The sequence below is a fragment of the Cupriavidus sp. HY129 genome, assembly GCF_059492215.1.
On the sequence record NZ_CP083254.1, the window covers coordinates 3027293 to 3049800 of the forward strand.

At 57.9% G+C, this 22508-nt stretch carries 14 protein-coding genes; 7 read left to right on the forward strand and 7 right to left on the reverse strand.

The window, feature by feature from the left end:
* The first annotated feature begins 139 nt into the window (after nt 1-139).
* A complete protein-coding gene (locus K6G35_RS13890) occupies nt 140-607 on the forward strand; it encodes an HAD domain-containing protein (protein WP_495675845.1) in 468 nt (155 codons plus the stop codon).
* Between the two features lie 121 nt (nt 608-728).
* On the opposite strand, the gene K6G35_RS13895 is transcribed toward K6G35_RS13890, so the two are convergent.
* The 3 genes from K6G35_RS13895 to K6G35_RS13905 all read right to left on the reverse strand — a co-directional run bounded on the left by K6G35_RS13895 (nt 729) and on the right by K6G35_RS13905 (nt 8025).
* Nucleotides 729-2438, reverse strand: a complete 1710-nt coding sequence (locus K6G35_RS13895; protein WP_495676354.1) for a nuclease-related domain-containing DEAD/DEAH box helicase — start codon at nt 2436-2438, stop codon at nt 729-731.
* 107 nt (nt 2439-2545) lie between these two features.
* Nucleotides 2546-6754 (reverse strand): AAA domain-containing protein, encoded by a 4209-nt coding sequence (locus K6G35_RS13900; RefSeq protein ID WP_495675846.1) that lies wholly within the window; start codon nt 6752-6754, stop codon nt 2546-2548.
* Between the two features lie 65 nt (nt 6755-6819).
* Nucleotides 6820-8025: a DNA methyltransferase gene (locus K6G35_RS13905; RefSeq protein WP_495675847.1), complete on the reverse strand. Its 1206-nt coding sequence runs from the start codon at nt 8023-8025 to the stop codon at nt 6820-6822.
* A 644-nt stretch (nt 8026-8669) separates the two neighbouring features.
* On the opposite strand from K6G35_RS13905, the gene K6G35_RS13910 reads away from it, so the two are divergent.
* Genes K6G35_RS13910 through K6G35_RS13925 form a run of 4 tightly spaced genes read left to right on the forward strand, consistent with a single transcriptional unit; the run spans nt 8670 to nt 15940 of the window.
* Nucleotides 8670-10514, forward strand: a complete 1845-nt coding sequence (locus K6G35_RS13910; RefSeq protein WP_495675848.1) for a type I restriction-modification system subunit M — start codon at nt 8670-8672, stop codon at nt 10512-10514.
* Between the two features lie 35 nt (nt 10515-10549).
* Nucleotides 10550-11842: a restriction endonuclease subunit S gene (locus tag K6G35_RS13915; RefSeq protein WP_495675849.1), complete on the forward strand. Its 1293-nt coding sequence runs from the start codon at nt 10550-10552 to the stop codon at nt 11840-11842.
* Complete coding sequence (locus K6G35_RS13920; protein ID WP_495675850.1) at nt 11839-12771, forward strand: DUF5655 domain-containing protein; 933 nt, start codon at nt 11839-11841, stop codon at nt 12769-12771. The genes K6G35_RS13915 and K6G35_RS13920 overlap by 4 nt, the downstream gene beginning before the upstream one ends.
* A gap of 55 nt (nt 12772-12826) precedes the next feature.
* Entirely contained in the window at nt 12827-15940 is a 3114-nt protein-coding gene (locus tag K6G35_RS13925; RefSeq protein ID WP_495675851.1) for a type I restriction endonuclease subunit R, read from the forward strand.
* 694 nt (nt 15941-16634) lie between these two features.
* On the opposite strand, the gene K6G35_RS13930 is transcribed toward K6G35_RS13925, so the two are convergent.
* Nucleotides 16635-16874: a DUF2442 domain-containing protein gene (locus K6G35_RS13930; RefSeq protein ID WP_495675852.1), complete on the reverse strand. Its 240-nt coding sequence runs from the start codon at nt 16872-16874 to the stop codon at nt 16635-16637.
* A 601-nt stretch (nt 16875-17475) separates the two neighbouring features.
* Between K6G35_RS13930 and K6G35_RS13935 the strand changes: the two genes are divergently transcribed.
* Nucleotides 17476-19416: a site-specific integrase gene (locus K6G35_RS13935; protein ID WP_495675853.1), complete on the forward strand. Its 1941-nt coding sequence runs from the start codon at nt 17476-17478 to the stop codon at nt 19414-19416.
* A gap of 92 nt (nt 19417-19508) precedes the next feature.
* Here the strand turns inward: K6G35_RS13935 and K6G35_RS13940 are convergent, their stop codons facing one another.
* From K6G35_RS13940 to K6G35_RS13950, 3 genes are all read right to left on the reverse strand, one after another.
* Nucleotides 19509-20240: a hypothetical protein gene (locus K6G35_RS13940; RefSeq protein ID WP_495675854.1), complete on the reverse strand. Its 732-nt coding sequence runs from the start codon at nt 20238-20240 to the stop codon at nt 19509-19511.
* A gap of 1040 nt (nt 20241-21280) precedes the next feature.
* Nucleotides 21281-21607 (reverse strand): hypothetical protein, encoded by a 327-nt coding sequence (locus tag K6G35_RS13945; RefSeq protein ID WP_495675855.1) that lies wholly within the window; start codon nt 21605-21607, stop codon nt 21281-21283.
* A 9-nt stretch (nt 21608-21616) separates the two neighbouring features.
* Entirely contained in the window at nt 21617-22048 is a 432-nt protein-coding gene (locus tag K6G35_RS13950; protein ID WP_495675856.1) for a hypothetical protein, read from the reverse strand.
* A 215-nt stretch (nt 22049-22263) separates the two neighbouring features.
* Here K6G35_RS13950 and K6G35_RS13955 point away from each other — a divergent pair, with 215 nt between their 5' ends.
* A complete protein-coding gene (locus tag K6G35_RS13955; RefSeq protein WP_495675857.1) occupies nt 22264-22485 on the forward strand; it encodes a DNA-binding protein in 222 nt (73 codons plus the stop codon).
* The last annotated feature ends 23 nt before the right edge of the window (nt 22486-22508 follow it).

The window sequence follows — 22508 nt, forward strand, 5'->3', positions numbered from 1 at the left end:
CGGGGGACATGAATGCCCAGCCAGGACCTCGACGGCGCCGGGGTTGCTTCGGCGTCCCTGCTGCGGCGTCCCCGTAGCCACCCCGGCAGGCGGCGACGGAAGTTGCGATACTGTCGGGAACATTACCCAAGGAGAGGGCGTGGCCGAGTCGCGTGTGTTATTTCTCGATTTCGATGGCGTCCTGCACTCGGCGGACGAGCCGGCCCTCGACGGTAGCGGCCGCCTGATGGCAAACCCGCGCCTGTTCACCTGGTTACCGGTGTTGGTCGACATCCTGGCGCCCTACCCCGAGGTTCGCATCGTCGTGAGCTCAGACTGGCGGCGCCTGCTCGACGACGACAACCTGAGACGCGTGCTCGGCCCGCTGGCGCCCCGCTTTGCCGGCGTGGTGGAAACTTGGGGAACGTCCCGTGTCGAGGAGATTCTGGCTGAGGCACGGCGTCGCACTCTGACAACGTGGCTCGCCATCGACGACCATCCTACCGTGGTCGCAGCCAGTCAACATGACACCCGTTTCATTGCCTGCGCCCCCGATACCGGCCTGAGCGCCCACCCAGTACAAGCCAGACTGCGCACAACACTGGCGGACCTTATCAAACGCTCGTAGTAGCGCAGTCTCCGATGCCGGCTGCCACTATCCGAGGAGCGAGACAGGGCGCGGGAACGCCAACTCGCTCTGCCTGACATCGTTCTCACATTGCGTCAACGACCTCGTAGGAGCCCAGTATCTATGAGCTGCCTTCGCGGAGAGCCTTCACTGTTTCACGCGAAGCGACAACGGCAAGAAGCGTCTTGGCGCGCGTCGTTCCCACGTACACCGTTTCCCACAGTTTTTCGGTGACGACCTCATCACCGAGCCAAAGCACTACAGCTTGAGCCTCAAGGCCCTTGAATCTTGCGACGGTGTCGACCAAAACACACTTGTCCTGCCCATGAACCTCAAAAACCCACTGTGCACCCGACAACTCTGAGCGCTTCTTCAAGAGCTCATACACTTGTGTCTTGGGCCGCTTTGCCACCAACACCGTCACGTCCTCAGGTCTGATTCCTTCGACCTGAGTCCACTGATGAACCCGCTTGGCTACTCCATCCGCCTGAGCATCCGCCTTTTCAAGTGCAGTCCATATGACGTCTTGACCGACCAGCTCTGGCGGGTCGATGGGACTACCCTGGTAATAGCAGTAACCTGTCTCGTGAATTGGTGCAGTATTGCGGCAGTTGTTGGTTAGGTAGAAGGGCTCATCCGCAACGGGCAATTTCGACCGTCGAGGATAGAGTGTTTGATTTTCGTCGATAAAGATGTACAGATAGCCGGTCTTCGGGTCGCCGAGGAGCAGCTCGACCCCAAGCCAATACTCGTCGCTAAAGTCCTGCGCCTCATCGACAATAATTGCGTCAAACCTCTCGCCGAGAACATCTGCTGACAACGCCAACGCGTATGGTATCTGGACATCAAAGCGGTGCTGCTCAGTTGTCCCCGGATAAGCCTTGATGGCTTCTTTTAGAAGGTCATGCCCGTTTTGGACCGCTTGCCTAATACGTTGGTCACAGAGCTGATGAAAGCTCTTCGCATGAATTAACGGCTGGTCTCGAAGTGCGACTGCGAGCGAGTCAGCTAGCGGCCGGTTGTAGCACAGCAATAGGACACTCAGCCCCATACTTGCCAGAGTTCTAGCTCGTTCTACGGCGAGCACCGTCTTTCCCGTGCCGGCTCCGCCTGACACTACGGCACGTCGACGGCCACCGATTACTCGAAATACTTTAGCCTGATTCGCTGTTAGCCGTATGCGTTGCTGCTCCACGTCATCAACAGCTGAGCGCAGTATGGGTCGAACATCAATAGACCGACAGAGAATATCTTCAATGACACGAACACCCTTAGCCCCCATCGGCTCGTCGTCGGGATGTCGCCAGAAGCGCATCACTTTGTCTAGCCACGGCGCAAGGTTCTGAATATCTGCATTTACTCCGACAACCTCTCGTGGTCGGTCCGGCCCCAGGAGCGGGGTCGGGTCTCCAATGTCAGGCATCATTACGGCATGACCTATTGTCAGGCGCCCCCCACCAAACTGCCGCCACGAAGCACTCCCAGTAATTTGGTCTAGCAAGGCATGGCGCTCTTTTGACGCTTGCTTAAAAGGGTCCTTGATAGGGTTGAGCGAGTCATATCGGTCAACGGAGTGCCACGCGCCCGTAGCTGCATCGAAGGTAATTCCTCCCCCCTTGACCTCGACAGCGAGCACGCCAGCGTGCGGCGACAGGATAGTAAAGTCGGCCTCACCTTCGCTGAGGCGACCTCGTGCATCTCGGTAAATCCAATTTGCGCTGTAAATTACAACCAGGTCAGCTGGCAACTGGTCCCGACAAGCCTCGTAGAACCTTGCTTCAGCGCGAGACGGAAACGCTCTGAGCTGCTCCTCAGTCAGTTGTGGAATCATTCTTGCCACGTCATATCCTCGAAAGCAAACATCTTGTCCAAATCGAATGGCTCATTCAAAAGGTGACGACCCGAGGCGGCCGCATCGGGGCCAACCTAGCACAAGGATTAGCAGTGGTACCTTATCTGGGCCCAGCGCTTCTCGCTGCCTAAATCCAGTGCAGTATCAACTGCACCGTTGCAGAATTCCTCTATGTAGTCCTTCAACGCAAAGGCGGTCGCAATCACTTTTTTGTCTTCTGGGATGTACGACGCGAGCGTCTTTGGCATAACGATGACGCACTTAGCCATAGCCCGGGATACCGCCACGTTCGTTCGTTCGAGCTGCATCAAGAAGGCTTCCTCGCCGCCGATTACGTCCGTATCACCCACGCCGAACGTCACGAAGATTGTGTGACGCTCACCGCCTTGGAAACGCTCAACGGTGTCGACAGCTTCTTCGATTAGGTTCTTTTCCCCGGGGAAGTGCCTCTCCAGCTCCCTAATAATCAGAGCCCTCTGGGCCCTGTGCGGCGTCACAATGCCAATGCATTTCTCCCAGAACTCCTTCGCCGTCGGCTGACGATGATTCGCTGGCTTCGAGGCACCATCTAAGTCGGCGCTGACAACTTGGCGCAACAGCCACACGGCGCCCGCAACTGCTGCAGCTTCAAAATGATTCCCTTGTGACGACACTTCATCATCGTGAAGTAGCGTAACCACGCGCCTTTCCGGCGAAAGCAGTTGGTCGTATGCATCGCACCAAGGCAAGCCTGCTGGAAAGCTCGACTGACTGGGTCGTGCCGCATTGAAGTGCAAACTGATGTTTGGTGAGGCAGCGGTGAGCGTCGACGGATATCCAATAGTTCTGGCAAATGCGACGATGTCCTCAGCCGAACGGTAATTTGTCTCCAGAATGCACTCTGGTACGCGGCTCCCAAATGGTCGCTCTCGCAAATACGTTTGGATGCTGCCAACCAGGTAGGCCGCGTCACAGGGAGCATCAATCGAGCTTATCGGAGGCATCTGCAAATGGTCTCCGGCAACAATCAGCCTCGATACTTCCTTCAGGCCACAAAGTGCCGACAGCGCCTGCGATACGGGCACCTGGGAGCTTTCGTCAATCACAACCACATCAAAGAGAGGTTGCACATAGGAGCCCATCAGGCTTTTTGAGAAGCGTCTAGCCTGCCGGATTTGACATCCAATAATCACAATTTCCGAAGTGTCTAGGAGAGCAACGCGACAAGCTTGATAGTCCGCGTCGCTGTCCTCCAAAATCATCGGCACATACTTCATAGTCGCCGGCAACGAAGTCGGCACAGCGCTTGGCTTCCTGCCGCTCGAATACCCGAAGTACATTGAAACCGGTGTCGCTCCACCTTTAGCAATGAACTTTGCAGTTCGGTGCATCACTTCTTCAACGGCTTTGTACGTCGGGCCGGTGACCAGCACTTTCAGGGGCTTCTTGGCACTACTTGCATCATGCGAAATCACGTCCAAGAAAGCAGCCAAGGTATTGGTTTTCCCAGTACCTGGCGGCCCCCAAATGACCGTAAGCGCGCGTTCCACTGCGTGCTGGACCGCAGCGGTTTGAGAGCCGTTCAAACCATGCTGAGAAGCGGCATACGCCGCAATCGCCGTAGAGGAAGCAGCAGAAGCCACAGTCGCTTGCTCTAAAGCCGGGGCATCCCACAAGACTCGAGCAATAGGCTTTACCGGGTCACGCCCTCCGCGCCGTGCTGAGGGCGCAATGCCCATCGCATTCGCCGCGTTCGGGTCTGGCACCGCAATCGCCGGACTTCCAACTTCTTTGAGGATTTCCTGGCTGAATCGACTCCAATTGAAGAATTTTGGCTTCTTTGGCTCCAGGAGAAATACATCGTGCAGCAAGTCCTCGGTTGAGTTTGCAACCAGATATGGGACAAGCCTGGGCTCCATGTCACAGACCAATTGAACTCGCGCTTTCCCGGCAGCCCGGTCAAAATTCACGAGTTTCGCTTTTAGTTGAGACCAGAGCGGCGAAGAAAGTGCCTCGGGACTACCGGGGAACGCGGGGGCACCAACTCTCAAAAGCGCTTTCGCTGTCTCCAACGGCATACCGGGACGCCCCAGCTTACCTAGGGTGAGCATGCCGTCTTCTTTGAACTTTGCCTCGGTCGAACTTGCAGGTACGTCAAAGTCGTACACACCGGGCGCGACGGAAGCACTGGGCGCAACCGGGGAACCGTTCTTCAGCAGTATCGCCTCGTACGACGCCTCAAGGTGCTCACCGTCCAGAGACATCAAAATGTGTGCCTCAAGCTGCGACGCATTAAACTCCAAATTGTCCCACCAGACCCACAGCTTCCCGTCAAAAGCAACTCCACTGGCACCTCGCGGCACCGACGACGGAATATGTGTTGATTTCGCTCTGAAGTGACCGCTGTACTCAGCGCGCAACCTCTCGCAAATCGACTCTAGCGCCTTCGACTGCTTCGCCAGTGCCTCGCTGTAATGATGAATCAACGTATTTCTTGGGTAGGAGGTGGCTCCGCGCTTCACCGGGTCGGAACCGCTCCACAATTCGTAGATGCGCTCTCGCGGAATCCCGTTGCTCAGATATTCTCTGTAGTAGGGGTCTCGAACAGTCTGAATCGGACCGGATGGGAAGTGCTCCGCCGTGTCAAAGAGGGTCACCACATGTGGGGTTGGCGTGAACACCATGCGGCGAACGATATCTTCAACCGTAACTATTGTTGACGCCTCGAGTGAGTCGGCAGTCGCAATGAGCTCCTCTGCAGGGAACACCCACGCCAAGGCCTTTGCCTTTCTATCCGTTAAGGCGAGAACCTTTGGAAGATGTCGCCCCATCGCGTTGCAGAGCTCTTTGAACTGACGCTCCTCCCAGAAGTGAATTTGCCCGGTGACCGTACCTGTCACCATGGACTCCGCAGTCGCAATCCAATCAGCGATTTGGCTAAGGAAACCTTCCAAGGCGACCCACTCTGCCTTCAGGCTTTTCTGGTCGACCACATATGGAATTGCGACAAAGCGACGCGGCGCTACCCCTCTTTGAAAAGCGGTCGCGATGCCCGAGAGGGCGAGACCTGTGAGCAAGCCCGAACTCGAATCAAAGTTCACGCTGGCATAAATAAGGAGGTTTGCGCTTTTGGCTAGAGAGGCGATAGCCGCTCCAGGGTCATTGCCAATGACCCCTGAGAGAATGGCGGCGGAACGGGAGGGCAGATGACGTGCGTCACGTTTCAGGACAGTGTGCTGCTGAAAGGCCGGGTGTCCAGCGGAGGCGGCAAGGTCAACCGCTGTCTGCACAAGATTGCGCTGGAGAACTTTTTTGGCCCCCTTCGTTATTCCTGGGATAAGGGACAAATGCCCTGAATTGGTCGCTTCTGGTACGCAGTAGTGAGCCGGATTGGCGTCAACGACAGGATGGTCGGCCCGGCTCAGATGTCGCTTGTCTCCAAGCCAATCGCAGCTACCGCACGAACCGCTAACATGCCATTCCAAGTCCTTCCAACTGCTCGGGGCCGATTCGGCAACACGGATTACACGAGCCACGTCCTCAAGAAATCGTCGCACTGCGGCCAGATAGAACCGAAGGTTTGCATCTTCTGAGTCAGCCACAAGTCCCTTTAGCAGCTGGGCAGGGGTAGCCCCGCCCGCTCTTTCCAATCGGTCCAGCTCGCTATCCCCCTGCTTGAAACGAGTCCACAGGTACGAATTTGTCGTTACGTAAAATCGCCCCTTGTAGATTGGGTGTGCTGCCAGCCAATTTGACAGCATGAGCGCGTACATCGCAATTTCTGCGCAATAACTCGGGTTAGCCTCACTTGTGTGCTTTACATCAAAAATGTCAATCGCGAACCGCTGCTCCACCAAGTCAACAATAGATTGCCTGCTCCCGTCTGGAAGTATCTCGAAATCCCCGTCTTCCGGTGCTCGAACGACCAGCACATCAGGAATGAAGTCCGCAATGTCCGGAATGCATGAAATGTCGGCAGACTTCAGCCCAACGTTCCGAAGCACACTGTCTTTTTGGGTGCTGATGGAGAATTTCGCCTGCAATATAATCGCTGGCGTCGCAGTGATTCTTCCCAACGCACCAGCCAAGTCCACATCATTGTAGGTTTTCGCACCCTTCGAATACTGGACCACCCCAGGAAAAATCCTGACAAGCTGGTCATTTCTTTCCACCTCGAACGCTCGCCCTTCCACCGACAAGATACCGATTCCCGGGCGCTTGACCGGCTGCGGCAAGCCGGCTATCGCCATTGCCTTTTTATCAAAGAGTGATAGATAAAGTTCTTTGTCACAATGCGTGCGGAGAAACATCGACATTGTGCTCTTTGACACCCTCTTTGATGGTGACGTTGTCGCGCTCATTTCTTTTACAGCCTTTATTTTTAAGTACGCCTGACGTGAAAATCGTATTCAATTGCAGCCTTCGAATTGGCTGCCATATGCTCAGCTTGACGCTTCCCCGAAGCTGCGGTAGCAGCGGCCCTAGTCGAGACAACCTCCCATTGAAATCCCGACTCCTCCAACGACGAGAGCATCAGCGACTTCGCATTAACTTGCGCAGAAGGAATAATCCCGAAGCGAATATACATGTCCAGTCGGTCTGCCTTCGTCTGTGCCATGTTGCCCCATACCAGGCCAAGTGATTTTGCGAACGCCTCTGTTCCCCCGTGCTCTAACTGCACAGCGTTCCCATACTGAACGTGGTCTGCCCCTCCGAGAAACCAGTTCCGCAGCCATTGGTCCTCCACATAAGTCCTCATGCCGTAGTACGGTGGCGAGGTAACCACCACGGAAAAATCTCGGATTGAATCTTCGAAATTTGCTTCAAGCTGCGAATCCCCCCAAATCACCGAGGCGGGAGATACTCCCTCCGGAGGCTCGGACACTTGAATCCGGGATAATTTTCGGCGCAAGACAGCAATGACATCGGCAGCCGGAGGTTTAATCTTGTTCTTCTTCCAGTAACGAACGGAGTAGTCCGGTTTGGAGGCGAACGTCCGAGGCATCTGGTTGGAGAAATACGACTGGGCCGCCAAATTCTTACTCATGGGGCCATGCAGGCACCCTAGCATCGCAGCCCGCAACAGAACTACCTCATTTGTTTCCTCTTCCGTGTATAGAAGTCCTTCACGGATGGCACAGATTTTCTCCAGGACCCTGCTATTAAATGCGCGCTGGAAAAATTCCGAGTCCGGCACAGAGGTAGGCTGCACTTCTTCGATGAACGACTCGGCCAACCGCAAAACATCTTCCGTGCTAACTCTGCACAGTTTTGCCTTTGCAATTGCCACAGCCACAGGAGAAGCATCGATACCCCTCGAAGCAAGGCCAAGAGTTCGAGCAGCGAACAAGGTCGTGCCACGGCCGCAAAACGGGTCCATGACAGTCGCGCTTTCCTTTTTGTGTTTCTTCAGCACCCGAAGCGGGTACTCCAGCGGAAACATCGTGAAGTAGGGACAAATCGCGTTCAAAGCGTAACGCGGCTCATATGCTAGAGAACGGGCCATTACTTGCTTTTCTTCTCCATAAATCGTGTGTATGTTCAACTCGTTACCAGTAAGCTCACCGAGCTTCGATGTCCTGCGCATCAACCGGCGCCTCAGGCAAAACGTCCGCGCGAATGCTGTGACGCTCGCAGTAGTCCAGAATCAGGACCTCCAGCATGTTGGAGAGCGTGCGCCGCTCAGCCCCTGCTGCCAGACGAAGGAGCTCCTTCGTCGTTGGCGACATCCTCAAGTTGATAGCCTCGGTCTTTCGCTCGTGCATAACGGCACTGCCTACACTTTGTCTTTACAATGCGTAGACTTTATCGTACTGCCTGCTGCCTGTAAATATGAAACGGCCGTCAATATTTCACTCGCCGGTGACGAGCGCGTACCGCGTAAAAACATCGCTTACGCATTTTTGAATTTTAAGGAAACATAGCGGTCCTCGATATTTCAAAAATTCCCCGAAGGGGGCGTATCGCATCGACATCGGAGGGACGTCCAATCGGAGAACTCTTTCATAGGAAGGGTTTTTTAATGCCATGTTGGTGAGGTGGGGTGCTGGAGAGTGACCGTCACACAACGCCTCCGACCACCTCGACCAAGTGAAGCCGGGATAACCCCTGACCTGCTACCACCCGGGTAAAATCCATCACATTTGCAGCGACACCCGCATCGCACGTCAGTCCTCACTTATGTGCGCCCGGCTATCGCTACCCACAATTAGCAGGCATCGTTCCTGACACATGAACCATCAAGCGCTATCGTCCTTTATTTGGTCCGTCGCCGACCTCCTGCGTGGCGATTACAAGCAATCTGAGTACGGCCGCGTCATCCTGCCGTTCACTGTGCTACGCCGCCTGGACTGCGTGCTGGAGCCCACCAAGACGGCCGTGCTGGCCGAGTTCGAGGCCAAGACCAAGGCTGGCCTCAACGCCGAGCCTTTCCTGTTGCGTAAGGTCGGAGACGCCAAGTTCTACAACACCTCGCCACTTGACCTAGTCAAGCTGCTGGGCGACCAGGACCACATCCGGCAGAACCTGTACGCGTATGTCCAGGGATTTTCGCCGGCCGCGCGCGACATCTTCGAGCGCTTCGACTTCTATACCCAGATAGAACGGCTGGCCAAGGCCAACCTGCTCTATTTGGTGACCGAGAAGTTCGCCAATATCGACCTGCACCCGGAGACCGTGGACAACGCCCAGATGGGGCTGGTCTTCGAAGAGCTGATTCGCAAGTTCGCCGAAATCTCCAACGAGACCGCCGGGGAGCACTTCACCCCGCGCGAAGTCATCCGGCTGATGGTCAATCTGCTGTTCATCGAGGATGACGATGTGCTCACGCCGGGCAATGCCGTGGTGCGTGCCATCTACGACCCGACCGCCGGGACGGGGGGCATGCTGTCGGTGGCAAGCGAATTCTTGCTGGACCACAACCCGGCCGCGCGCCTGTCCATGTTTGGACAGGAACTGAACGACGAGTCCTACGCCATCTGCAAGGCGGACATGCTCATCAAGGGCCAACCCGTCGAGAACATCGTCTCGGGCAATACGCTCTCCGACGACGGCCACACCGGGCGCAAGTTCGACTACATGCTCTCCAATCCGCCGTTTGGCGTGGAGTGGAAGAAGGTCGAGAAGGCTGTGCGCTCGGAGCATGAGCAAAAGGGCTTTGACGGCCGATTCGGGCCGGGCTTGCCGCGCGTGTCCGATGGCTCAATGCTGTTCCTGCTGCACCTCATCAGCAAGATGCGTCCCGCACAAGAAGGCGGCAGCCGCTTCGGTATCGTGCTCAATGGCTCGCCCCTCTTCACGGGTGGCGCCGGTAGTGGCGAGAGCGAAATCCGCCGCTACGTGCTGGAGAACGACCTGGTGGAGGCCATCGTCGGCCTGCCGACCGACATGTTCTACAACACCGGCATCGCCACCTATGTGTGGATTCTGTCGAACAAAAAGCCGGATGACCGCAAGGGCTACGTCCAACTGATTGATGCGTCGAGCTTCTGGCAGAAGATGCGCAAGAGCCTAGGCAGCAAGCGCAAGGAGATGAGCAACGACCATATCGATACGGTGACGCGCCTGTTCGGCGGTTTCACCGAGGCCGAACTCGTTAGCCTGTTCGACGCCGCCGGCCAGCCCGTTGGGGAGCCGCAACTCGTTGCCAGCACCGACAACCCGCCCGCCACGCCAGAGGGTGGCCGGCTCAAACGGGTGCCCATCGCACGCATCTTCCGCAACGAGGACTTCGGTTACACCACCATCTCCGTCGAACGCCCGCTGCGCGACGAGAGCGGCCAGGTCGTGCTCGGCGCCAAAGGCAAGCAGAAGGGCAAGCCGCAGGCCGATAGCGCGCTGCGTGACACCGAAAACGTGCCGCTCTCGGAGGACATCGGCGCCTACTTCAAGCGTGAAGTCCTGCCGCACGCGCCGGATGCCTGGATTGATGAGGAGAAGAGCAAGGTCGGCTATGAAATTCCGTTCAACCGGCACTTCTACGTGTTCGAGCCGCCGCGCAGCCTGCACGAGATTGACGAGGAACTGAAGGCTGTGTCCGCCAACATCATGAAGATGCTCGAGGAGTTGGCGGAATGAGCTTCCCAAGATTTCCTGCGTACAGAGACAGTGGCGTGGAATGGTTGAAGCAACTTCCGGCTCATTGGCAAATGCCTCGGCTAAAGACCCTTCTGCGCGAGACCGATGAGAGAGCCGGCGACCGAGAGGCAGAACTGCTTGGATTGTCGAAGTCCTTGGGCGTAGTAAGCCGCGCTCAGCTTGAGCAAGGTGCTGCTGAATCGAATGATTACGGCAAGTACAAACTTGTGTATTCGGGGCAGCTTGTGATGAACAAGATGCAGGCGTGGAATGGAGTCTTTGGACTATCTCGTCACTTCGGAAAAGTGAGCCCGGATTACGCCACTTTTGAATTTCTGGAACCGGGGTTCAGTCAATACCTGAGTTTAATGTTTAGTACCGACATCATGGCAGGCGTCTTCTTTACTAGATGTCGAGGGATGGGTACTGCGTTTCTACGCATAAACACAGGCGATTTTCTCGACATCAAAGTCCCTTTGCCGCCGATTTCCGAAGCTCAGTCCATAGTCGACTTCCTCCTCGGCGAGACCGGCAAGATTGACGCGCTGATTGACGAGCAGGAAAAGCTCCTCACCCTGCTGGCAGAAAAGCGCCAGGCCACCATCTTGCACGCCGTTACTCGTGGCCTCAACCCCAATGCGCCGATGAAGGATTCCGGCGTAGCGTGGCTGGGGAAGGTGCCGGCGCATTGGCGCACCTGCCCACTCAAACTACTTGGTCGTATTGGCAATGGCTCCACGCCCAACCGCGATAACCCGGCCTATTGGACAAGCGATGGTTTTCCTTGGCTCAATAGCTCAGTGGTGAACCAGGATGAAGTCACGGAAGCGGAACAGTTCGTGACACAACTGGCATTAGAGGAATGCCATCTTCCCATCATTGAGCCGCCTGCAGTGCTAGTCGGCATTACCGGACAGGGCAAGACTAGGGGCATGGCGACGCGTCTCGCCTTTACCGCGACGCTCAACCAGCACTTGGCCTATATAAAGCCGGACGAGCAGCAACTTTTTGTGGCTTACATCCTTCGTGTCCTGGAAGCCGCGTACAACCACCTGCGAACTGAGAGTGAGGGTGCTGGCAGCACAAAAGGAGCTATCACGTGCGACCAGCTGGGACGTTTGCGGATTCCTGTTCCGGACCTCAGTGAGCAGTGCGCTATCGCTGCATTCGTGGATGAAGAGTCATCCAAGCTTGACGGCCTCAAAGCTGAAGCCGAACGCGCCATCGCCCTGCTCAAGGAGCGCCGCAGGGCGCTGATTGCCGCCGCCGTGACCGGAAAAATCGACGTGCGCGACGCAATGGCACAGCAAGAGGAACTGGCCGCATGAGCGACATCCAGCTGTTCCGCCTCTCCAACGGCACCGCAAGCGAGCTACCGAGCCAAGCCGCGAAGCTGGAGAAGCAACTGCAGGGCCTCATCGAGGCGAACATGCCAACCTTCCTCGGCGTGCGTTTCCTTGCCAGCGAATATGCTACCGGCAAGACCCACAAGGGCCGCATCGACTCGCTGGGCCTGGACGAAAACGGCTGCCCCGTCATCATCGAGTACAAGCGTCACAGCAACGAGAACGTCATCAACCAGGGGCTGTTCTACCTGGACTGGTTGCTGGACCACCAGGCAGAGTTCCGCTGGCTGGTGATGGAAAAGCTCGGCAAGGACGTCGCCGAGCAAATCGAGTGGACTGGCACGCGCCTGCTGTGCATCGCGGCCGACTTCACCCGCTACGACCAGCACGCTGTGCAGCAGATACCGCGCAATATCGAGCTGATTCGCTACAAGCTGTTCGGTGACGACCTGCTCTTGCTCGAACTGGTGAACGCCCAGAGCGTGCCGGACGCCACTGCGGTCAAGCCTGCGTCGGCCGAGATAGCCGCTGAGCAGGAAAAGCCCAAGGCGGCAGGCAAGGACAAGTCGCTGGACGAGCAGCTCGCGCTGGCCACGCCCGAGATTCGCGACCTGTACGCCCAAACGTGCAGCCTTCTGCTTGCGCTGGGCGACGACGTGCAGGAAAAACGCCTGAAGCTCTATACCGCCTTCCGGCGCCTGAAGAACTTTGCCTGCGTCATTGCCTATCCGAACCGCCTGCTCATCACGCTCAAGCTCGACCCGGCGTCGGTCGCGCTGGAAGACGGCTTCAGCCGTGACGTCAGCGAGGTCGGCCACTGGGGCACCGGTGACGTCGAATTGACACTGCGCACCCTGGCGGACCTGGAGCGCGCCAAGCCGCTGATAGAGCGCAGTTACGTGGAAGGCTAGAGGGCGCCTCCGCTCGCCCCATCCAAGAACAATATCGAATGCATACGGGACCTCGATGAGCAACCTGCACCAGGAACACCACTTCGAAGCAGAAATCTGCCAATCCCTGGCCGGCAATGGCTGGCTCTATGCCGAAGGCGATGCGGCGCACTATGACCGCGCTAGCGCGCTTTTCCTGCCCGACCTGCTGGCGTGGATTGAGACTACCCAGCCCGACACCTGGCAGCGCCTGACCAAGACCCACGGCCCCGCCCTCCAAGAGCGCCTGGCCGAGCGGGTGCGCAAGAGCCTCAATGAACGTGGCACGCTCGATGTGCTGCGCCGTGGCGTCGAAATGCTGGGGCTCAAGGAGCCACTCTCCCTGGTGCAGTTCAAGCCCGCACTCGCCATCAACCCGGTCATCCAGCAGCACTACGCCGCCAACCGCCTGCGCGTGGTGCGCCAGGTTCGACATTCGCCGAACCACCCCCAGGACGCATTGGACCTGGTGCTGTTCGTCAATGGCATCCCCGTTGCCACCGCCGAACTGAAGTCGGACTTCACCCAGAGCGTGCAGGATGCGGTGGACCAGTATCGCTTTGACCGTCATCCTCAGCCCAAGGGGGGGCAGGCGGAGCCGCTGCTGAGCTTCCCCGGTGGGGCGCTGGTGCACTTCGCCGTAAGCCAGACCGAGGTGATGATGACCACCCGGCTCGCTGGGCCGGCCACGCACTTCCTGCCGTTCAACAGGGGCAATGCCGGTGCGGCCGGCAACGCGCCAAATCCGGACGGCTTCGCCACTGCCTACTTATGGGAAGAAGTTTGGACCCGCGATAGCTGGCTCGACATCCTGCACCGCTATTTGATTGGCAAGCGCGACGACAAGAAGCAGCTCAAGGCCGTCATCTTTCCGCGCTATCACCAGCTCGACGCCACGCGCAAACTGGTCGCCGACGTGCTGGCCCAGGGAGCGGGACAGCGCTATCTGATTCAGCATTCGGCAGGCTCGGGTAAGACCAATTCGATTGCCTGGACGGCCCACTTTCTGGCCGACCTGCACGACGCCGAACACCGCAAGATGTTCGATAGCGTCTTGGTGGTGTCCGACCGGACGGTGCTCGATGCGCAGTTGCAGGAAGCCATCTTCGATTTCGAGCGCACCACCGGCGTGGTGGCCACCATCACCAACGAGCACGGCAGCAAGAGCACCGCCCTGAAGCAGGCTCTCAACGATGGCAAGAAAATCATCGTCTGCACCATCCAAACCTTCCCCGCCGCAATGAGCGCCGCCCAGGAGCTGGCCACCACCGAAGGCAAGCGCTTCGCCGTCATTGCTGACGAAGCCCACAGTTCGCAGACCGGCGAGGCAGCCTCCAAGCTCAAGCAGTTGCTGTCGGCCGAGGAGTGGGCCGAGTTGCAGGACGGCGGCGAAATCGACACTGAAGCGCTGCTGGCCGCGCAGATGGAAGCCCGCACCGGTGCCAAGGGGCTGACCTACGTGGCCTTCACCGCCACGCCCAAGCAGAAGACGCTGGAGCTGTTTGGCCGGCCCGGGCCCGATGGGCTGCCCGAGCCCTTCCACGTGTATTCGATGCGCCAGGCCATCGAGGAAGGCTTCATCCTCGACGTACTTAAGAACTACACAACCTACAAGCTCGCCTTCAAGCTGGCTCACGACGGCCAGGAATACGACGAGAAGCAGGTCGAACGCAGCGCTGCGATGAAGGGCATCATGCAGTGGGTCCGGCTGCACCCGTACAACATCGCGCAGAAGGTGCAAATCGTCGTCGAGCACTACCGCGAGAACGTGCAAGCCCTGCTCGAGGGCAAGGCCAAGGCCATGGTGGTCGTGGCCAGCCGCAAGGAAGCCGTGCGCTGGCAGAAGGCCATTCGCGCCTATATCGAGAAACGAAACTATCCGCTCGGCGTGCTGGTGGCCTTCTCCGGCGAAATCGACGACCCCGAGAGCTACCCGGCGCCGGTGTCCGAAACCAGCAAGGAGTTGAATCCGGGCCTCAAGGGCCGCGATATCCGCGACGCCTTTGCCGAGCCCGAGTATCACCTGCTGCTCGTCGCCAACAAGTTCCAGACCGGCTTTGACCAGCCTCTGCTGTGCGGCATGTACGTCGACAAGATGCTCGGCGGCATCCAGGCCGTGCAGACGCTGTCGCGCCTGAACCGGGCGCACCCCAGCAAGGACACCACCTACATCCTCGACTTCGTCAACGACGCCGGTGACATCCTCAAGGCTTTCAAGACCTACTACGAGACGGCCGAGTTGGAGGCCACCACCGACCCGCATCACGTCTATGACCTGCGCGCCAAGCTCGACGCCACCGGCTATTACGACGATTTCGAGGTCGAACGAGTCGCCAAGGTGGAACTGGACCCGAAAGGCACGCAGGCGCAGTTGAGCACCGCTATCGCGCCCGTGGCGGACCGCTTGCTCAAGCGCTACAAGGCCGCACAGCAAGACAAGACCGCCGCCGAGGCGCAGCACGACGACAAGGCCGCCCAGGCGGCCAAGGACACCCTCGACGCCCTGGTCCTCTTCAAGAATGACATGGGGGCGTTCGTGCGCCTTTATGCGTTCCTGTCGCAGATTTTTGATTACGGCAATACCGATATCGAAAAGCGCTTCCTGTTCTACAAGCGCCTTATCCCGCTGCTCGAGTTCGGCCGCGAGCGCGATACCGTTGATTTGTCCAAGGTGGTGCTGACCCACCACAGTCTTCGGAATACTGGCCGGCAACCGTTGAGCCTGAACCATGGCGAAGCGCCAAAGCTAGCCCCGATGGACGCCGTCGGCAGCGGCGCGGTTCAGGAGAAGCAGCGAGCCTTGCTTGACGAAATCATCGAGAAGGTCAACGGGCTGTTCCAGGGGGAGCTGACCGATGACGACCAGCTCGTGTACGTGAACGGCGTGCTCAAGGGCAAGTTGCTGGAAAACGAGCTACTAGCGCAGCAGGCCATGAGCAATAGCAAGGAGCAGTTCGCCAACTCCCCCGACCTGAAAGATGCGCTGATGCACGCCATCATGGATGCGCTGGATGCCCATAACACCATGAGTGCGCAGGCATTGGGGTCCGACCGTGTGCGTGAGGGGCTCAAGGACATCCTGCTCGGGCCGGCTCAGCTATATGAGTCGCTCAGGGCCCGCGCGAGTACTCCTCCGCCATCAGCCGGGTGAACTCGAGTGCCGTCGGGCCGTTCGCGCACATACGGGGGCGTCGGAACACATCGATGTCGGGACGACGTCGTGGTCAGCCTCTGTTAGATGCGGCGGCCAAACTTGATGCGGCGCATTGCTTGCCAGCGAGCTTCCCGACCTGGGCCGAATTTTATTTAATAACACCTCATCTCCAGCACTTCTTCTATTACGAACACCCCCATATGCTGTGTTGGTGAGGAGGTTTCCGCGAGCAAAGCACCCCCTAGCCGAGGCGGTTTGCCTGCGGTTCGTACTTTGCCGATGGGTATGCCGCGCCGGAGCCGGAGGAACCACGAGCATGCGGGTCGCGACGATACCCCCCGCATACGGCTAGACTATTCGCAGATTCTCGTCCTGCGCTTGCCCCCCTCTTGCCGTTCGCACCCAGGGCCGCGTTCGTGGCAATCCCGCTGAACGCGTTTGTTCGGAGCGGTCGCGGCGGTTGTCCCGTCTCCTCCGTCCGGAACCATTGACTCATGCCAGTGGTTCACGAACGTGTAGACACCGTTTTTAGACAGCCGAGAAAGTCACTGCGATGCTCATTCCCTGGCCCTCAGAAGACGTGCCTCAGTGGAATGATTCCCCAGTTGCATGCCCTATAAACACGTCGGTGATTGTGTGTGGCACAAAGACCCAGCGTAGAGCGGGAACCTCAGCAAGCAACTGCAGACATTCAGTTGTTTGTCACATCCCCCCTGCCGGCGAGCAACCCGTCGATGCCGATATCTTCATCGAGTTCGTCCCAACGCAGCGCTCTGCCAGACTTCGAAATGCGGACGCGTTGACGTTGAGCAACTGTGGCTCGAGCCAAGCGGGGAAACCAAGCCAACGGCACGCGAAGTTGGCGACCGTCCTGCAGAACTACCGTAAGGTTATCGTCATCAACGACGACTTGAGTGGCGACCGGGCTCATAGACTAGATATGGTAGTTAGACAATGGTCACTGTCTGCCGCGTTCGCTTGTTGAAAACAGAACAGAGAGACGGGAGCATGGGCTGCTGGCGGTTACATCGTCCACGTTAACTCGGCGCCCACGGAACCGAGCAGTTTGCCCACTGAGAGCATACGTCCGACGGCCATCCCCGAGGGCCTCGACTTCCCTTGGACTCAAAAAAGCGTAATCCATGCTGGCAGCACGTGAAGGCCTTGTTTGCCCGCCACGTGCTGCCAGCAGCTATGCTCGAGTCAGGACTCCTGGTGCCGCAGACCACGGACGCAGCCACGCGCCGGTTACCTTTGGCTGGCTCCTGTATTGGTCTCCACCGGCCGCACCCACTCAGGTCTAAACCGAACTCCTATACAGATGGCGAAGAATTAATTCGCCCAAATCATCAACGTGGATGCTCATCTTGATACCTGCACCTGCCGCACCCATGAATCAGAAAGGTGCGTCGGCGCAGGGGCAAAAAAACCATACTGAAACAAGCACTTACGAAGATTGCAGGTATTTCATCCCGTCGGCTTTACTTGCTTCGCAGACGACGCGGCGGATGGTTCGGGCGAAAAGGATAACCATGCCAAACGAACCATTGACCTACTCGATGCTCCTCGAAGAGCAGAGTCGCCAAGTCGAACGAGGGGAAATCAACCCCCAAACTGCCGCCAACCGAGCCACCGCATTGCGCGCATTCCTGAGAGCAAATCACATCGCCGAAGCGGACGTCGTAGGCTCCGAAATGCGCACGCAGTTACCAAGCGCCATCGAGCGCCTCGTCAAGGAGCAGCAAGCACAGGGGCGCAGCAGCCGCAGCATCTCGAACACCCGTGCCGCCCTGTCGCCCTGGAAAGGCGCCGTCACCATTTACGACGAAATCTGCGCGGCAAACAATGACGAACCTGCTCCATTCCAAGCCGAGGTACGGAAGCTCGTCGGCGACCTTCCTGCGAAGCTGGTCGCCCGCCAGACCTGCGTACCGGTCGATATGCTTCGCGGATGGCTTAAGGGGCGAAAGCCGCAGTCCGTCAGCCTCACCTATGTCTATCGGCTGGAGCATTTCTTTGGCCTTCAACGCGACAGCCTCGTCTCGCTCGCCGGTCTGGGTAAATCCTCTCGGCGGCACGTCCATGCAGGTGAAGCCACACCTATCGAATACCGGCAGACGCTTGCGAGGCGGACGAAGGACCACTATTGGCTCAAGCCACCCGAGTCGTCACCGCTTCGTCGACAATGGATGGACCTGATGTCCTATAAGACGGACCTGATTCCCGAGCTCTTGCGCTCGGAAGCCGGGAGATGGTCATTCGCTCCAATCCCTGTCGTGAAGGAAACAGCTGCCACATGGTGGTCATTCTGTAACGGTATCGAGGTACCCTCCGCCAAGGCCGGGTGGGCCAAAGTGGCCGGCTATCTGGGTTGGATGGCTCGGCCCGCTCACAAAGGCGGCGCGGATATCCCGGAGGAAGAGCTTCAGACGCTTGCGTGGCTTACGGTCCCTGGCTTCGTCAAACGGTACTGCGAATGGGTCAAGAGCCGAGGGAACGGCAAGTACAACAATTCCATTCTCGAATTCTTTGGGCTGATGAATTGGATGCTTCGTCCCGTCGATGGATACCTTTTCCAGCGCCCCGACCTTCAGACGAGCCTGCCCGTCCGATACCACTCATTGAACTGGCAGGACATTTGTCGTAAGCAGCATGAAGTGTGCTCGCGCCTGCAGAAGGCATTGCGCTCTCAAGTGAGACCGAGCCGCAACCCCTTCGAACCGCTGACCTCGGTCATCGAGCTCGCTGACCCGCTTGAGGCGGTCGCCGACATGGTGCAACGGATGCGTCTGGACCGCCCCGTTGGAAAACCTGCCGACGAAGCCATCTGGGCACGCGACATTCTGCTCATCAAACTGCTGACAACGAATTCGCTTCGCATTCGGAACATCGCAACGCTTTGCTACTCGCACCAATTCGTCGACGGCCGCAAGCCAGACGACCGTCCGGCGCTCTACAAGCGTACTGACGGCAGCTGGTGGATTTTCGTCCCGAAGCACCTACTGAAGAACCGCCGAGGCCCGGCTGTGCGCGACTACGATGCCCCGGTCCATACTAGTGCAACACTTGACCTGGAGCGCTATCTGTTCCGCCATCGTGAGTCGTTGATGCGCTCGCCGACCGAATTGGTCTTCCTGGTCGCGGAGACGGGACGCCCCCGTTCTGGGATGAATGCCAAGGAAGCGGACGACGCTACGCTCGACTCTGAGCATTTCCCTTCCTTGTACCTGAGTCGCAGGGTACATGCCATTACCAAGAAGTATCTATGGCGGTGCGACGGCATCGGTCCGCATTCGTTCCGACACATCGTGGCGACTGCCATCCTCAAGAGCGAAGACGGCGATATCAAGACGGCCGCCCTCGTCTTAAATGACCGAGAATCTACGGTTGAGAAGCACTACTCCGGCATGCGCTCAGGCGATGGCGTCAAGCGGATGGGCGAATTGCTCGGCGCGACCTTAAACCGGATGTGAACGATATCCTTGGCTCGACACAGCGTGCGACTACGAAACCCTGAGGCGTAATGCCTCAAGGGTTGCCCCATCAGCTCCACGTCTCCTGATGACTAATTGGTGGCATATACGCTGAGTTGGGTCAGGAATAGGCCAGACGGGGATAGCCATGGCCCCGTCTCCCAGGGGTTCGCTTCCTCTGCATTACCCGCATCCATTTGCGCTGGGACACTCTCTTCCTCCGCCGTGTACGGCATGGCCTGCGCGGCAATGGCAGCGCATTGGATTTGCTCGAGGTCGCCCTCTCCCAGGGAAAAGGCACCAAATCCGATACTCCCTCCTGCGAGAAAAATGACGCTCAAAGCTGGCCTCTCTTCCTCGCCCCCGGCACTGTCATTGAGAAAATGGACCAGCGAATGCACCGAAATGAAGAAATGATGTTTCGCTCCCTCGTCAAGGGTGGCACCCCACCCGAGAACCGTGTCGCACGTCAAGCCATCAACACTGGCCACATTGAAGACTTCCGGGGACTGCAACACGAGTGATGGAAGGGCAGGTTCAAAGCTATCTGATAGCAACAACACCAAGACCATGTCCGACATCCCGAAGACTCTCAGGTCTTCCAAGACACTGATTGGCATGAGTCCGCCCACCATGGTGGTGCTGCCAACTACGGCTTGATTGTGCATGCGCAACGCAGTGACCCAATTCGCAAAATCAGGCGCGTAATACTCGACTCGCTCTCGACGCGCGACCATCAAGTGAGTGCCGAGGAGCTCGTTGGCGCCAAAGAGCCTCCCGATATTTCGATTAAATTTTGAAGCAATCGTACAGTCTTGAATCATGGCTTAATAAGTCGTTATTTGAGAATCTCTTGCACGAGCAGCGAAGCAAGAATCAGCAGACTATTACAGTCAAAAGCATCAAGAAAGCCCCTCAAATTCAAACAGCTTCAATCAACAGAATACAAATATGAAATTTCTCACAACCTCCCACCCCGCCGTTCTTATGGATGCTCAGAATGTCACAAAAATGCGGGAGCTCTCTCATTCAGAGAATGATGGCCGGGGCACTGCCCCCCCTTTTCCAACCCTGGCGTTACCTACCGCGATGAACCAGAAGCTGTTGCGCTTGGCAACATTGAACCGGCACACCCCATACTCAGAATATTTCTTTTCGAGTGCGAGAAATTTCTGCGCAGAAATTTTTGCGCTAACTTAGTATGCATGTGGTTCAGCTAGGCTTAATCTTTCGCCGCATTTTTGCAGAGCGCAGGCGCTATCCGGACGAACAGCATTTCGCGTCCGCACCACGTCCCGTTCGGCAGGATATTGAAGGAATGACCGAAATTTGTTGGAGCGGTACGGCCGAGAATGGATGTGTCGCAGGGGAGGTTCCTTCGTTTACCGGCACTCCTGGCAAAGAAGGAGGGATGGCGAGCACAGGAACTTGGTGCAGCGCGCTATTCGCTCTGCAAAGATGCGCGTTTTCTACGGCCTTATGCAGAATCAGAAGCCGCAGAGCCGCTTAGTGCCATCGCACATTTTCGATAGAACCCGGCGCGCTCGGCATATCGCTGCCGCCGCAACGGCTTTCAGTGCGACGACAAGCACACGGGCGAGAGAGACGTCGCGGTAGGTGTCAGCAGAACTCGACGGCGCGGAGTCGCGGTCCGGCAGCCCTCTGAGAGCTCGCCACTGCCGGTACAACCACGCCCGTCGGGCAGCGTGGCAAAACGCCCTCTCTGCCGAGTCAGGTGTACCCGAGATAATGTGAAGTTCATTGCCGTCGATATACCCCGACATCTCGTAGCCGACGCAGCGCCGAGTGAGCCAACCGGTGTAGCCCCAGCAACAGATTTCAGTCGCCATAAGGATGTCCTTCGCTACGGTGAGCCCGCAAGCAGTTCGTCGGTGACATCTCGATACCCGGTCACGCGATTCACATGACACCACGATGCCCAGACATAATCGGCATCGCCCTCCTCATCGGCCCCAGGAGGTCCTTCGAGCGTGTATCGTCGGCCAGAGAGCGTGACGGCGAAGCGCCCATCCAAATCGAGCGCGACGACCACTGAACTGACACGTCCCGTGCCTCGCTCGGGGCGAATGCCGACCAGATGTACCGCACCCACGTGGGTCTTCATGATTCGCCAACTGACCAGCGTGACTGCGGGAATTTCGGCGACGGGCCGCGACTGCCATATCGACATGAATTATCCCTAGCGGCATGCCGCGAAGATGCGGCTGGCGCGGCGTTGCAGCGCATCCCATGCTCTATCAAGACGCTCATCGACACGCATAAAGGCCTCGGCCGAGCCAGACATGCTGGGGAAGCCTAAGCGCTCAAGAACTTGGCTTGACGATGCCACAACAGCGGCCGCCTCCATCGGATGCAGCCCGCTCTCGCTAACGAGTACTGCCCTCGCGTACGACAGCATGGCGTTACGTGCCTGAGGTGCCAATGAAACAGCATTGAAAGCAAGGCGTTCCGCATACCAGTTCAGCATATCGACACGCCATTCCACCTCCCCCGGCAGCTCGTGAGCTGACACGACGACACGTCGTCTACCGAGTTGCACCGACAGCGCCCCACCAAATTGCGTGATTACCGCCCGCGTAGTGGCCGGTACGTAGTTCACTGGTTCGCTCAATTTGTCCTCTTCTCGCTGTCGCCAATCCAATTGGCATGGTCTGCGCGAGCGCCCAGCGATGCAACGAATTTCCATTACGAAACCTCCCTTTCGGGCGACCACTGCGTAGTTATTAGCGAGGTGACAGCGCTGCGCTTGCCGCGTACCGGCGCAGCACAAGACATCGGTGCCTATACGAAACGAGTTCGACGTGGGTCGAAGGCACGAGGTCATCAATGGAGAAGAACCAACGGAACGTGGGCGGACGCCCTGGCATTACTGTCGACGATGTGAGGCAGGCTTGCGAAGCGCTACAACGACAGGGACGGCCAATCGGCCCGGTGAACGTCAGACTGGAGCTGGGGCGGGGGAGCTACAGCACAATCATTCGCGCCTTGCAAGCACTGGGGCAAACACCGGTTCAAGCGCGTAAGCGCAAGCCACCCCCAATCAAGTAATTCAGCGGCCCCGATTGGGGCCG